Source organism: Streptomyces hyaluromycini, from assembly GCF_002217755.1.
Taxonomy (GTDB): Bacteria; Actinomycetota; Actinomycetes; order Streptomycetales; family Streptomycetaceae; genus Streptomyces; species Streptomyces hyaluromycini.
In genome coordinates this window covers 131,912-144,975 of the sequence record NZ_BCFL01000019.1, presented here as the reverse complement: position 1 = coordinate 144,975, position 13,064 = coordinate 131,912, and the positions used below count along the sequence as shown (strand labels likewise).

10 protein-coding genes and 1 tRNA gene are annotated in these 13,064 nt (G+C 72.0%); 5 read left to right on the top strand and 6 right to left on the bottom strand.

Annotated features, from left to right (window positions below; genetic code table 11):
• Positions 1-7 precede the first annotated feature (7 nt).
• A complete protein-coding gene (locus tag SSP29_RS18520) occupies positions 8-1,426 on the top strand; it encodes an NAD(P)/FAD-dependent oxidoreductase (protein ID WP_089101812.1) in 1,419 nt (472 codons plus the stop codon).
• Positions 1,427-1,451: 25 nt separating this feature from the next.
• On the opposite strand, the gene SSP29_RS18515 is transcribed toward SSP29_RS18520, so the two are convergent.
• Both SSP29_RS18515 and SSP29_RS18510 read right to left on the bottom strand, forming a co-directional pair.
• A complete protein-coding gene (locus SSP29_RS18515) occupies positions 1,452-2,210 on the bottom strand; it encodes a class II aldolase/adducin family protein (RefSeq protein ID WP_089101811.1) in 759 nt (252 codons plus the stop codon).
• A gap of 88 nt (positions 2,211-2,298) precedes the next feature.
• Positions 2,299-3,759 (bottom strand): sodium:solute symporter family protein, encoded by a 1,461-nt coding sequence (locus SSP29_RS18510; RefSeq protein WP_089101810.1) that lies wholly within the window; start codon positions 3,757-3,759, stop codon positions 2,299-2,301.
• A gap of 112 nt (positions 3,760-3,871) precedes the next feature.
• On the opposite strand from SSP29_RS18510, the gene SSP29_RS18505 reads away from it, so the two are divergent.
• Positions 3,872-5,467: a PucR family transcriptional regulator ligand-binding domain-containing protein gene (locus tag SSP29_RS18505; RefSeq protein WP_150134425.1), complete on the top strand. Its 1,596-nt coding sequence runs from the start codon at positions 3,872-3,874 to the stop codon at positions 5,465-5,467.
• 27 nt (positions 5,468-5,494) lie between these two features.
• Here the strand turns inward: SSP29_RS18505 and SSP29_RS18500 are convergent.
• Positions 5,495-5,571: transfer RNA gene (locus SSP29_RS18500), tRNA-Thr, on the bottom strand.
• A gap of 217 nt (positions 5,572-5,788) precedes the next feature.
• On the opposite strand from SSP29_RS18500, the gene SSP29_RS18495 reads away from it, so the two are divergent.
• The 3 genes from SSP29_RS18495 (at position 5,789) to SSP29_RS18485 (ending at position 8,462) form a co-directional block, all read left to right on the top strand.
• Positions 5,789-6,925, top strand: coding sequence for an ABC transporter ATP-binding protein (locus SSP29_RS18495; protein ID WP_089101809.1), 1,137 nt, complete (start codon positions 5,789-5,791; stop codon positions 6,923-6,925).
• Between the two features lie 248 nt (positions 6,926-7,173).
• Positions 7,174-7,635, top strand: a complete 462-nt coding sequence (locus tag SSP29_RS18490; RefSeq protein ID WP_089101808.1) for a hypothetical protein — start codon at positions 7,174-7,176, stop codon at positions 7,633-7,635.
• A gap of 95 nt (positions 7,636-7,730) precedes the next feature.
• A complete protein-coding gene (locus SSP29_RS18485) occupies positions 7,731-8,462 on the top strand; it encodes a nucleotidyltransferase family protein (RefSeq protein WP_089101807.1) in 732 nt (243 codons plus the stop codon).
• A gap of 337 nt (positions 8,463-8,799) precedes the next feature.
• On the opposite strand, the gene SSP29_RS18480 is transcribed toward SSP29_RS18485, so the two are convergent.
• The 3 genes from SSP29_RS18480 to cysS all read right to left on the bottom strand — a co-directional run bounded on the left by SSP29_RS18480 (position 8,800) and on the right by cysS (position 13,061).
• Positions 8,800-10,479 carry a DoxX family protein gene (locus tag SSP29_RS18480; RefSeq protein WP_150134424.1) on the bottom strand — a complete coding sequence of 560 codons (1,680 nt, stop codon included), beginning with the start codon at positions 10,477-10,479 and terminating at the stop codon, positions 8,800-8,802.
• A 117-nt stretch (positions 10,480-10,596) separates the two neighbouring features.
• A complete protein-coding gene (gene rlmB, locus SSP29_RS18475; protein WP_089101805.1) occupies positions 10,597-11,538 on the bottom strand; it encodes a 23S rRNA (guanosine(2251)-2'-O)-methyltransferase RlmB in 942 nt (313 codons plus the stop codon).
• A gap of 125 nt (positions 11,539-11,663) precedes the next feature.
• Entirely contained in the window at positions 11,664-13,061 is a 1,398-nt protein-coding gene (gene cysS / locus SSP29_RS18470; RefSeq protein WP_089101804.1) for a cysteine--tRNA ligase, read from the bottom strand.
• Positions 13,062-13,064: the final 3 nt, after the last annotated feature.

Genomic DNA, 13,064 nt, shown 5'->3' with positions numbered 1-13,064 from the left:
TCCGGCCATGAGCAGCTCGGCAAACAGGTCGGCCAGCGGTGCCGTCAACGGCGGCATCTCCTTCTGGTACGCGGACGACGGCCTCCCCGCGGTGCGGGAGCCGCTGGACGGTGACGCGTCGGCAAACGTCGTGATCGTCGGCGGCGGGTACACGGGGCTGTGGACCGCCTACTACCTGAAGAAGGCCGCCCCCTTCCTCCGGGTCACCGTCCTGGAGCAGAAGTTCTGCGGCTACGGCGCCTCCGGCCGCAACGGCGGCTGGCTCTACAACGGCATCGCCGGCCGCGACCGGTACGCCGCGCTGCACGGCCACGAGGCCGCCGTACGCCTGCAGAAGGCCATGAACGAGACCGTCGACGAGGTCGTGGCGGTCGCCGCGGCCGAGGGGATCGACGCCGACCTGCACAAGGGCGGGGTGCTGGAGGTCGCCACCACCCCGGCCCAGCTGGCCCGTCTGAAGGCCTTCCACGAGCACGAGCTGTCGTACGGCGAGAAGGACCGCGAGCTGTACGGCGCCGGGGAGACCCGGGAACGGATCCGGGTCGCCGACGCGGTGGGCGGCACCTGGACCCCGCACGGCGCCCGGCTGCACCCGGTGAAGCTGGTGAAGGGCCTGGTGGCGGCCGTGGAGGCGCTGGGGGTGGAGATCTACGAGTCCACGCCGGTGACCGAGATCCGGCCCCGGCACGCCGTCACCCCGTACGGAACGGTCCGCGCCCCGTACATCCTGCGCTGCACCGAGGGCTTCACCGCGAACCTCAAGGGCCAGAAGCGCACCTGGCTGCCGATGAACTCCTCGATGATCGCCACCGAGCCGCTCACGGCGGAGCAGTGGGCGTCGGTGGGGTGGGACGGCCGGGAGACCCTCGGCGACATGGCGCACGCCTACATGTACGCGCAGCGCACGGCCGACGGGCGGATCGCGCTCGGCGGCCGCGGGGTGCCGTACCGGTTCGGGTCGCGGACGGACAACGACGGGCGGACGCAGGAGGCGACGGTCGAGGCGTTGCGCGAGATCCTCGTGCGGTTCTTCCCGGCGCTGGCCGGGGTGGGGATCGAGCACGCCTGGTCCGGGGTGCTCGGAGTGCCGCGGGACTGGTGCGCGACCGTCACCCTGGACCGTACGACGGGCCTCGGCTGGGCGGGCGGCTACGTCGGCTCCGGGGTCGCCACCACCAACCTCGCCGCCCGCACGCTCCGGGACCTCGTGCAACTCGACTCCGGGCAGGGCGGCCGCACCGAGCTGACCGCACTGCCGTGGGTGAACCACAAGGTCCGCAAGTGGGAGCCGGAGCCCTTCCGCTGGCTCGGCGTCCAGGGCATGTACGCCACCTACCGCGCCGCCGACCAGCGCGAACGCCTCCACCCGAGCGCCGAGTCGTCCCGGCTGGCACAGATCGCGGACCGGGTGGCGGGACGGCACTGAGGCGCCGCCGGGCCCCTCGGCCCCGTCAGTCCCTGTAGTCGGGGGCGATGCGCTCGACCAGCCTGAGCAGTGCGGACCAGGCGAGGTCGTAGGCCTTGTCGTCCTGGAGGTCGGAGTCGTGCTCCTCCCCTGCCAGCTGGCGGGCGGTGAGTTCGCGGACCTCGGGGTCGGGGAGGACGAGCTTGGCGCCCCCGGCCGCGGCCATGGTCTGGATCTCGCAGGCCTTGTCCAGGTAGTACATGCGCAGGAACGCCTGGGCGGGGGTCTCGCCGACGGTCAGCAGTCCGTGGTTGCGCAGGATCATCGCCGGGTGGCCGCCGAGGTCGGCGACCAGCCGCCGCTGCTCGGCGAGGTTGAGGGCGACGCCCTCGTAGGAGTGGTAGCCGAGCCTGCCGTAGAACTCCATGGAGATCTGGTTGAGCGGGAGCAGGCCCTCCTCCTGGGCGGCGACCGCGCAGCCCGCCCTGGTGTGGGTGTGCAGGACGCAGTGGGCGTCCGGGCGGGCGGCGTGGATCGCGCTGTGGATGACGAAACCGGCCGGGTTGACGGGGTGGGGGGTCTCCTCGACGGGGTTGCCGTCGAGGTCGGTCTTCACCAGGTTGGAGGCGGTGATCTCCTCGAAGAGCAGCCCGTAGGGGTTGATCAGGAAGTGGTGTTCCGGGCCGGGCAGCCGTACCGAGATGTGCGTGAAGATCAGGTCGGTCATCCGGAAGTGGGCCACCAGGCGGTAGACGGCGGCGAGTTCGCGGCGCAGACGGAGTTCTTCCACGGAAGGGGCGGACATCGGGGGGCCTTTCAGCTTTCAGCCATCGGCTTTCAGCGGGGTACGGGCACGTGCGGGTGCGGGCGGGTTCCGGTCCGGTGGCCGGGGTTCAGGCCGCGCTGAGCTCCGGGCTCGTGGCGGCCGCGGACGGGGCCGGTTCGCCCGCCAGGCGGCGGCGCCACACCTCCAGGAGCGTCTCGTCGGTCGGCCTGGTCGCGAGGCTCACGGCGACGTAGGCGAGGAGGCTGGCGAGGAGGCCGTAGTAGATCGGCTCGTTGGCGAGCAGGCCGTCGGTCACCATGAGGGTGATCACCGTCGTACCGCCCGCGATCATCGCGGTCAGCGCGCCCGGAAGGTTGCCGCGCCGCCAGACCAGACCGCCGAGGATCGGTACCAGCAGGCCGCCCACGAGCAGGTTGTAGGCGACGGTCAGTGCCGAGAGGACGTCCCCGAGGACGCAGGCGATGCCCATGGCGACCGCGCCGAGGACGGCGATGGCGACCCGGTTGGAGGCGATCTCGTCGTGGTCCCCGGGCGTCGTACGGCGGCGCAGCCGGGCCCAGATGTCGTTGTCGGCGACGGTCGCGGAGGCGATGAGGGCGCCGCTGGCGGTGGACATCATCGCGGACAGCGCGGCGGCCAGCACCAGGCCGCGGACACCGGTGGGCAGGGCGTGCTTGACGATGGTGGCGAAGGCCTGGTCGGCGTCGGCCAGGTTCGGGTAGAGGGTCTTCGTCGCCATGCCGATGAACGCGCCGGCCAGCGCGTACGCCAGACAGTAGACACCGGCGACGGTGCCGCCCCAGGAAGCGACCTTGTCGCTGCGGGCGGTGAAGACGCGCTGCCAGATGTCCTGCCCGATCAGCATGCCGAACGTGTAGATCAGCACGAAGGTGAAGATGGTCTGCCCGCCGATGGACGTGGGCGAGAAGTAGCCGTGCGGGAGCCGGTCGGCCATCGCGCCGAAGCCGCCGGCCCTGACGACCGCGATCGGCAGCAGCAGGACGAGCACGCCGAGGCTCTTCACCACGAACTGCACCATGTCGGTGAGGGTGATCGACCACATGCCGCCGAGCGCCGAGTAGCCGACGACGATCGTGCCGCCGACGACCACCGCGACCCAGCGCGGCACGTCGAAGAGGACGTCGAAGACGCTGGCGTACGCGATCGTCGAGGTCACCGCCAGCATCAGCGTGTAGACCCACATGACGACGCCGGAGATCACGCTGGCCGCGTCGCCGTAGCGCAGCGAGAGCATCTCGGCGACCGTGTACACGCGCAGCCGGGCGATCCGCGCGGAGAAGAAGACACTCAGGGCCAGCAGGCCGAGGCCGATGGCGCCGACCATCGTGGCGCCGGAGACGCCGTAGGTGTAGCCGAGCCGGACACCGCCGATGGTGGAGGCGCCGCCGAGGACGACGGCGGCCATCGTGCCGGTGTACATCAGGGGGCCGAGGCGTCTGCCGGCGACCAGGAAGTCGCTCTTGGAGGCGGCGCGGCGTTTGCCCCACCAGCCGACGCCGATGATGCCGGTCAGGTAAGCGGCCATGACGAGGTAGTCGACGGTCATGGAATCCTCCGGGGACGGGGGAGAGCGGGGTCGGGCGGGGGGAGTGACATGACCGTAGCCACGGGGTGTACTGGAGCTGAAGTGCCGCTTCTGTCCAATATGGAGATGCCCATTGGATGAATCCGCCACCGCCGGCTCCGGCTCGGGCGGCCCGGGCGGCTCGGGCGCCGACGGCGACGCGAACGCCGAGCAGCCGTCCGTGCGCCTCGGCGTGCTGCTCGCCGCCCCGGGCCTCGGCCTCACCCAGGTCGCCGGACCGCCGGCCGAGGACCGCACCGTCGGCACGGTCGGCACCACGGAGATCGAGGACCCCACGCCGTACCTGGTCGGCGGCGAACTGCTGCTGACCGCCGGGGTCCGGCTCCCCGGCGACCCGGACGGCATCGACACCTACGTCCGCCGGGTCGTTGCCGCCGGAGTGGCCGCCCTCGGCTTCGGCGTGGCCCCCGTGCACCCCGAGGTCCCGCCGGAACTCGTCCGGGCCTGCGACCGGCACGGCCTGCCGTTGCTGCGGCTTCCGCCCGCCACCCCGTTCGTCGCCGTCGGACAGGCCACGTACGCGGCGATCGCCGAGGCCCGCAACCGCGAGCTGCGGGAGGTCTCCCGGGCCCAGTCGGCGCTGGCCTCGGCCGCCGCCCGCCCGGACGCCCTGCGCGCCGTCCTCGGCCAGCTGGCCGCCCACACCGGGTCCTGGTCGGTCCTGTACGACACCCAGGGCACCGAACTCCTCGCGGCGGGCCCCCGCCCCGCGTCCCCGCACCTGCTGCGCGACCTCGCCGTACGCACCCTGCGGCAGGACCGCGGCCCCAAGGCGGCCGCGGTGCACGACCAGGGCGTCCACCTGACCGTCCACACCCTGCCCGCCGGTGCGGACAGCGCGACCACCACGACACTCGCCCTGGGCCAGGCCGCCACCACGCCCCCGACTGCCGTACACCGCCAGGTGACCGGCACCGCGGCGGTCCTGCTGGCCCTGCTCACCAGCCCACGGCACGCCCTGAGCACCGACACCCACAGCGTCGGCGCACTGGTACGGCTGATGCTCGGGGCCACGCCCGCCGAGGTCGCGCCCGCGCTCACGCCGGCCGGGGCGGGCCACGACCACTGGACGGTGGTGCACGGCCGGCACCTGCCCGACGGCTCGCCCGTCGACGTGGCCCCGGCCCGACTGGCCGCTCTGTCCGCCCTGTTGGGCACGCCCTACGTACACATGGACAGCGCCGGCCTCAAGGCGCTGGTGCCCTGCGCCCCCGACGCCCGGCCGAAGGTGCCCGCCCAGGCGGCCGGCCTCGGCTGGGTCCTCGGTTACAGCGCACCCGTGGCCGCGCCCGACCTGCCGCGCGCCGACGCCCAGGCCGAACGTGCCCTACAGCGCGCGGTCGCCGCCGGCACACCCGCCGTCGTCCACACCGCCGACCCGCTCACCCTGCAGGCGCTCGTCTCCCCCGCCGAAGCCCATGCCCTCGCCCGCACCCGCTTCGCGCCCCTGGAACAGGCAGGCGCACCGGGCGCCGAGGTCCTCCTCGACACCCTGCGGACCTGGCTGACCCTGCACGGCAGCTGGGACCGCACCGCGGCGGCCCTGCGGGTGCACCGCAACACCGTGCGCCACCGCCTGGCCCGCCTCGCCGACCTCCTCGACGCGGACCTGCAGGACCCCGGCGTCCGCATGGAGCTGTGGTTCGCCCTGCAATGGCATGCGCCCTGACAGACGGCCCGCCGTGGATGTACTCAGTGGAGCCCCCTGTCGGATTCGAACCGACGACCTTCGCTTTACAAGAGCGGCGCTCTGACCAGCTGAGCTAAGGAGGCGTGTGCACACCTCGGGGGTGTGCCTCGTGCAGTGTACCCACGTCGCGGGCGGGGCCCGTCGAAAATTTCCGCGAAGTTCACAGGGCTCCAGGTACTGACATACGGGGTGAACGCCAGGTACCGTCCTGAGCCAGTTCACCCTCGTGGACTACACCAACCACCTTCCTACAACGGATCGTCCGGCACGTTCCTGCCGGTAGAAGGGGGCCTCTGAGCCATGGCCACTGTCACGTTCGACAAGGCGACCCGGATCTACCCGGGTTCCACCAAGCCCGCCGTCGACGGCCTCGACATCGCGATCGAGGACGGCGAGTTCCTCGTCCTGGTCGGCCCGTCGGGTTGCGGCAAGTCCACCTCGCTCCGGATGCTCGCGGGCCTGGAGGACGTCAACGGCGGCGCCATCCGCATCGGCGACCGCGACGTCACGCACCTGCCGCCGAAGGACCGGGACATCGCCATGGTGTTCCAGAACTACGCCCTCTACCCGCACATGACGGTCGCCGACAACATGGGCTTCGCGCTCAAGATCGCCGGCGTCAACAAGGCGGAGATCCGGCAGAAGGTCGAGGAGGCCGCGAAGATCCTCGACCTCACCGAGTACCTCGACCGCAAGCCGAAGGCGCTCTCCGGCGGTCAGCGCCAGCGTGTCGCGATGGGCCGCGCCATCGTGCGTGAGCCGCAGGTCTTCCTCATGGACGAGCCGCTGTCCAACCTGGACGCCAAGCTCCGTGTCTCGACCCGTACGCAGATCGCGTCTCTGCAGCGCCGCCTCGGCATCACCACCGTCTACGTCACCCACGACCAGGTCGAGGCCATGACGATGGGCGACCGGGTGGCGGTCCTCAAGGACGGTCTGCTCCAGCAGGTCGACTCCCCGCGCAACATGTACGACCGCCCGGCCAACCTCTTCGTCGCCGGCTTCATCGGCTCCCCCGCCATGAACCTGGTCGAGGTCCCGATCACCGACGGCGGCGTGAAGTTCGGCAACAGCGTGGTGCCGGTGAACCGCGAGGCGATCCAGGCCGCCGCCGACAAGGGCGACCGCACGGTCACCGTCGGCGTCCGCCCCGAGCACTTCGACATCGTCGAGCACAACGGCGAGGCCGCGTCCTCCCTCTCCAAGGACACCGAGGACGCCCCGGCCGGCCTCGCGGTCTCCGTGAACGTCGTCGAGGAGCTCGGCGCCGACGGCTACGTCTACGGCAGCGCCAAGGTCGGCGACGAGCTCAAGGACCTGGTCGTCCGCGTCAGCGGCCGCGCGGTCCCGGAGAAGGGCGCCACGCTGCACGTCGTGCCGCGGCCGGGCGAGACCCACGTGTTCTCGACCTCCACGGGCGAGCGCCTCACCGACTGACCCGCGACCGGCACCCGCCGGGAGTGCGTCACGGAAACAAACCTCTGACCAGGGTGAATTCACCCAGGTTGACGGAAAGGGCCCCGCGGCCTGCTGCGGGGCCCTTTCCGTTGCCCCGATCTACCCCGGCAACCGGGTGGTTTTCGAGCAGTGTGCGTCAACCCCGTACCCGAAACACGGCACTTCTCCATCCCCCGAACCGGTGACTAAATGTCGCCAAATCATTACCGCACGCTACCCTCACACGCGTGAAGCACTCCACCATCTCTCAGACGCGACGCGGCCACCGGGGCGGCCCTGCCCGCCGGATCGGCCGCACCCTCGCCCTTGTCCTGCCCGTCGTCCTGGTGCTCTCCGGGACCCTCGCGGTCACCCGCGTCAACTGGACCGGATCCCCGCGGAGCTCGGTGCTCACCGCGACCGACGTGACCGACGCGAACGTCTCCTCCAAGGCCGTCGCCCAGGCCCCGCAGGACGTCCTGCGCGACCAGCTGATGACCGAGCTCCAGGACAGAAACCCGGGCCAGGTCCTCACCCACCTCCAGCAGGCGGTCAACGGCCACCCGTCGCTGGCCGAGCACTGCACCTCCATCGCCCGCGCACTGGGCCGGGCCGCGGTGCGGATCTACGGCGCCTCGCGCGCCCAGTCGTACGCCCGCCCGGTCTGCGACACGTCCTTCGCGTCCGGCGTGCTGGCCGCGCACAGCTAGACAGGCCCTAACGCCGGTTGGGAAGTGGGTAACGGCTCCTTAAGGGGCCGCCCTCGGCGGGAAGCCGACCCCGGGGCGCGTCGTACAGTTCGGGCATGACCCATCCGAACGCCGCGCTGCGCCCCACTCAAGCCGTGGTCCTGGCCGGTGGCCAGGGCTCACGGCTTCGTCCGTACACCGACGACCGGCCCAAGCCGATGGTCGAGATCCCGGGTACGGGCACGCCGATCATCGGCCACCAGCTGAACTGGCTCGCCGAAGAGGGCGTCACGGACGTGGTGGTCTCCTGCGGCCACCTCGCCGAGGTCCTGCAGAAGTGGCTGGCGACGGCCGACCTGCCGCTCTCCGTCACCACGGTGGTGGAGGCCGAGCCGCTGGGCCGGGGCGGCGGCCTCAGGTACGCGGCCGCGCATCTGCCCCGCACCGACCGGCCCTGGTACGCCACGAACGGCGACATCTGGACGCGGTTCTCGCTGCGCGACATGGCCGACTTCCACACGGAGCGGGACGCCGTGGCGACGCTGGCGCTGGCGCGTCCGCGGATCCCCTGGGGCGCCGTGCAGACCGACGGCTTCGGCCACATCACGGACTTCATCGAGTCACCGCCGTCGACGTTCGAGATCAACGCGGGTGTCTACGTCTTCTCTCCCGCGTTCGCCGAGATGCTGCCGGAGCGGGGGGACCACGAGCGGACCACGTTCCCGCACCTGGCACGGAGCCGGCAGCTGGCCGGGTTCCCGATTCCGCAGGGTGCGTACTGGCGGGCGATCGACACGGCGAAGGACCTGACGGAGGCGGCGAAGGAACTGGCGGCGCTGGGGCGGTAGGCCGAGGGGGGTGGTGACGGCCGGTTCGTCGGCTGCGGGTGGGTGGGGGCTGATCGCGCAGCTCCCCGCGCCCCTTTGAGGGGGGCGAACCGCCGTCGCCTGCTGCGGGTCCGTCGTGGCTTGGCGCGCAGTTCCCCGCGCCCCCTTCGGGGGCGGTTCGGCAGCGCCCCGTAAGGGGCGCTGGGGGTACCCCCAGCCGAAGGCTGGGGGAGGAACTGCGCGACCAGCCACGACGGCGCCGCAGTCGACAGACGGCACATCGCGCCCCTTCGGTACGCCTGGTACGCCGCAGCCCCGCGCCTTTGGAGCGCGGGGCTGCGTCAGCATGAGGTGGCTGTCAGCCGAGCAGGCCGCCCACCAGGCCCGGCTGGCCGGAGGAGGATGCGCCGCCGGAGCTTCCGGTGTCGCTGCCTGTGCCGCCGCCCGTCGAGGACGTGCCGCCGGTCGCGGCGCCGCCCGAGGTCGGGCCGGCCGTGGTCGCCGCGGGCGCCGTGTGCTGGTGCGGGACCTGCCCGGTGGTGCCCTGGGTCTCGCTGGGGGTCGTGGTGGTGGCGCCACTCGTGGTGCGGTCGGCGCCCGGAGTGGTCGCCGACTGCGAAGGGCTCGCCGTGGCGCCCCCGGAGGGAGCCGTGGAGACCGACGGAGTGCTCTGCCGGGGCTTGGACGACTCGCCGGGCAGCTTGGAGCCGGGGAGGTTGTTGCGGGGGGCCTCGCCGGGCCCGGGGACGACCACGCGGCTGGAGTCGCGGACCGCGCCGCCCAGGAGCGAGCCGACGAGGAGGGTGAGGCCGACGGTGACGGCCGTGACCAGGGCACCCCGGCGCAGTACGTGGGCGCGCAGGTCCCAGATGTCGGAGTGCGGGCCGAGGCGTCGCCAGGCGCCGCCCGCGAGCCGGCCGTCCACCGAGTAGACGGGGGCGCCGGCGATGACCAGCGGGGACCAGGCGGCGAGATAGATGATGTCGGGGGCGTCGTACGCGGGGACGGTCTTCCAGCTGACGGTGACGATGAGCGCGGCGGAGAGCAGCGCGCCGACGACCGCGGCGACCCGCTGCCAGCAGCCGAGGACGGTCAGCACGCCGACGATCACCTGGAGGAAGGCGATCACCAGGCCGGAGCCGACCGGGTGCTGGAGGGCGAACTGGCGCAGCGGCTCGGCGACCTCCCAGGGGTGCAGCGTGTTGAGCCAGGTGACCATGGAGCCGCGCTTGCCGCCGTCGAAGTAGACGGGGTCGCACAGCTTGCCCATGCCGGCGTAGATGGAGATGAAGCCGAGGAAGATCCGGAGGGGGAGGAGAACCACCCCGAGGTTCATCCGGCGGCCGGGGTAGTAGGCGTGCCGGGCCGGGTCGCCGTCACCGGGCCGCCGGGCCGACCGCGGCTCCTCGAAGTCCTCGAACTCGTCGTCGGCGTAGGACGGTTGGCCGTACGCCGATTCGTCGTACGCCGATTCGCCGTAGGCCGGTTCGTCGTAGGCGCTGCCGACCGCCGGCATGTTCGGGATGAGCCGGTTCTCGCCGGAGGCCGGGGAGCGCGGGTGGCCGACCATCGGGGTCTCGACGGTCTGATCGAGGACGCCGTCGCCGACGCGCGGGATGACCCGGGTCGCGCCGGCCGGCTCGGCGGGCTCCTCGACGTGCCGGACGCTGCCGCCCCGGACGGCCTGGAGCAGCCGGTGGGCGCCAGTGTCGTCGGGCGCGGACTTGCCGCTCCAGACGACCGGGCGGCGACGTCCGGGTGCCGCCCCCGCCCTGCCCGCCGCGCCCACGACCGGGATGCGCGCGGTGTCCTCGGTGGCGCTCAAGTGCCCTGCGACCCGGGGAGATTGGGTACGCCGTGTCGATACGCCCAGCTGCACGCGGAAGCTCGCGTGGTTGACGATGACCTGCGCCGGATCGCTCGGCACCTTCACCATGCTCAGCGCGGGAGCGTCGTCGGGCCCGGAAGTGAATCCGGAGCGGAATCCCGACGAGCGGTCCCCCGTGGGTGTGCGGGGTGTTCTGGTGTCCACACTCATCTAACCGAGTGACGTGGAGTTAGGACACTGCTTTGACCGGCCGGATGTGTCCAGACCCCGTCAAGGATGTCCGGTACGCCGGAATTACCCCGCACGGGTCAGGCCGCGGACATGTGTTCACACGCGGCGGCGCGCCGCCTCGTACAGCACGATCCCCGCCGCCACACCCGCGTTGAGCGACTCGGCGCCGCCCGGCATCGGGATCCGGACCCGGAAGTCGCAGGTCTCGCCGACCAGTCGGGACAGGCCCTTGCCCTCGCTGCCGACGACGATGACGACCGGGCCGCCCAGCGCCTCCAGGTCGCCGATCTCGTGCTCGCCGTCCGCGGCGAGACCGACGACCACGATGCCGGCCTTCTTGTACGACTCCAGGGCCCGGGTCAGGTTCGTGGCGCGGGCGACGGGGGTGCGGGCCGCCGTGCCGGCCGACGTCTTCCAGGCACCGGCGGTCATACCGGCCGCGCGGCGCTCGGGGACGACCACGCCGTGGCCGCCGAAGGCGGAGACCGAGCGGACGACCGCGCCGAGGTTGCGCGGGTCGGTCACGCCGTCGAGGGCGACGATGAGGGGGTCCTCGCCCTCGTCGTACGCGGCGTTCGCCAGGTCCTCGGGGTGCGCGTACTCGTACGGCGGGACCTGGAGGACCAGGCCCTGGTGGTTGAGGCCGTTCGTCATGCGGTCCAGCTCGGGGCGCGGGGCCTCCATGAGGTTGATGCCGCCGCGCTCGGCCACCAGCTGGAGGGCCTCACGGACCCGCTCGTCGTTGTCGATGAACTGCTGGACGTAGAGGGTGGAGGCGGGAACCCCCTCGCGGAGCGCTTCCACCACCGGGTTACGGCCCACGACCATCTCGGACGTGCCCTTGCCGCCCCGGCCGCGCACCACCGGACGGCGCTGGGTCTGCTTGGCCTTGGCGGTGGCGATGCGGTTCTTCTTGTGCCCCTTGCGCATCTCGGCGGGCGGGGTCGGGCCCTTGCCCTCCAGGCCCCGGCGCCGCTGGCCGCCACTGCCGACCTGCGCGCCCTTCTTGCCGGACATGCGGCGGTTGTTGGCTGCCATGAGTTACCCGTCTCCGTGAGCTTCGCTTCGTACGTACGTCTTATGCAGTGTGCCGCCCGGGGGGCCGGGCGGCACAGTCGATCTTCAGCAGACCCGTGGTCAGGACCAGCGGTCAGGACCAGTGGTCAGGACTTGAGGGTCCAGCGCGGGCCCGAGGGGCTGTCCTCGATCGCGAGACCGGACTGGCCCAGCTGGTCGCGGATGGCGTCGGCGGTCGCCCAGTCCTTGCGGGCGCGGGCGGACTCGCGCTGGTCGAGGACGAGGCGTACGAGGGTGTCGACGACCCCGTGCAGGTCCTCGCCCTTCTGGCCGCCGCCGGACCAGTGCGGGTCCAGCGGGTCCAGGCCGAGAACGCCGAGCATGGCCCGGACCTCGGCGAGGCGGGCGACGGCGGCTTCCTTGTCGTCGGCGGCGAGGGCGGAGTTGCCCTGCCGGACGGTGGTGTGCACGACCGCGAGGGCCTGCGGGACACCCAGGTCGTCGTCCATCGCCTCGGCGAACGCCGGCGGGACCTCGGGCGAGGGCTCGACGGCTCCCCCGGCCAGCTCCACCACGCGCTGCACGAACCCGTCGATCCGCGCGAACGCCTGCTCGGCCTCGCGCAGCGACTCCTCGCTGTACTCGATCATCGAGCGGTAGTGCGGGGTGCCGAGGTAGTAGCGCAGCACGATCGGGCGCCAGTGTTTGACCATCTCCGAGACGAGCACCGAGTTCCCGAGGGACTTCGACATCTTCTCGCCGCTCATGGTGACCCAGGCGTTGTGCACCCAGTACTGGGCGAAGTCGTCGCCGAACGCCTTGGCCTGGGCGATCTCGTTCTCGTGGTGCGGGAAGATCAGGTCGAGGCCGCCGCCGTGGATGTCGAAGGCCGCGCCGAGGTACTTGTGGGCCATCGCCGAGCACTCCAGGTGCCAGCCGGGCCGGCCGCGCCCCCACGGCGTCTCCCAGCTGGGCTCGCCCGGCTTGACGGCCTTCCACAGCGCGAAGTCGCGCTGGTCCCGCTTGCCGGTCTCGCCCTCGCCCTCGGGCTGGCGGAGGTTGTCCAGCTCCTGGTTGGAGAGCTGGAGGTAGTCCGGGTAGGAGCGCACATCGAAGTAGACGTTGCCGTCGGCCTCGTAGGCGTGCCCGCGCTCGATCAGCCCGCGCATCATCTCGATCATCTCCGGTACGTGCCCGGTCGCGCGGGGCTCGTACGTCGGCGGGAGGCAGCCGAGCGCGGAGTAGCCGTCGTTGAACGCGCGCTCGTTCTCGTAGCCGATCGCCCACCAGGGGCGGCCCTGGTCGGCGGACTTGGCGATGATCTTGTCGTCGATGTCCGTGACGTTCCGGATGAACGTCACGGCGTAGCCCCGGTATTCGAACCAGCGGCGCATGATGTCGAAGTTCAGGCCGGAGCGGATGTGCCCGATGTGGGGCGCCGCCTGCACGGTGGCACCACAGAGGTAGATCGAGACACAGCCCGGCACGAGCGGGGCGAAGTCACGGATCTGCCGGGCGTTGGTGTCGTACAGGCGAATAGTCACGGG

What these genes read in the sequence shown, in the direction of transcription:
- SSP29_RS18495 (WP_089101809.1), top strand. Translation starts at nt 5,789, where the DNA reads ATGGCCACTGTCACGTTCGACAAGGCGACCCGGATCTACCCGGGTTCC.
- SSP29_RS18520 (WP_089101812.1), top strand. Translation starts at nt 8, where the DNA reads ATGAGCAGCTCGGCAAACAGGTCGGCCAGCGGTGCCGTCAACGGCGGC.
- SSP29_RS18510 (WP_089101810.1), bottom strand. Translation starts at nt 3,759, where the DNA reads ATGACCGTCGACTACCTCGTCATGGCCGCTTACCTGACCGGCATCATC.
- SSP29_RS18485 (WP_089101807.1), top strand. Translation starts at nt 7,731, where the DNA reads ATGACCCATCCGAACGCCGCGCTGCGCCCCACTCAAGCCGTGGTCCTG.
- SSP29_RS18515 (WP_089101811.1), bottom strand. Translation starts at nt 2,210, where the DNA reads ATGTCCGCCCCTTCCGTGGAAGAACTCCGTCTGCGCCGCGAACTCGCC.
- SSP29_RS18480 (WP_150134424.1), bottom strand. Translation starts at nt 10,479, where the DNA reads ATGAGTGTGGACACCAGAACACCCCGCACACCCACGGGGGACCGCTCG.
- rlmB (WP_089101805.1), bottom strand. Translation starts at nt 11,538, where the DNA reads ATGGCAGCCAACAACCGCCGCATGTCCGGCAAGAAGGGCGCGCAGGTC.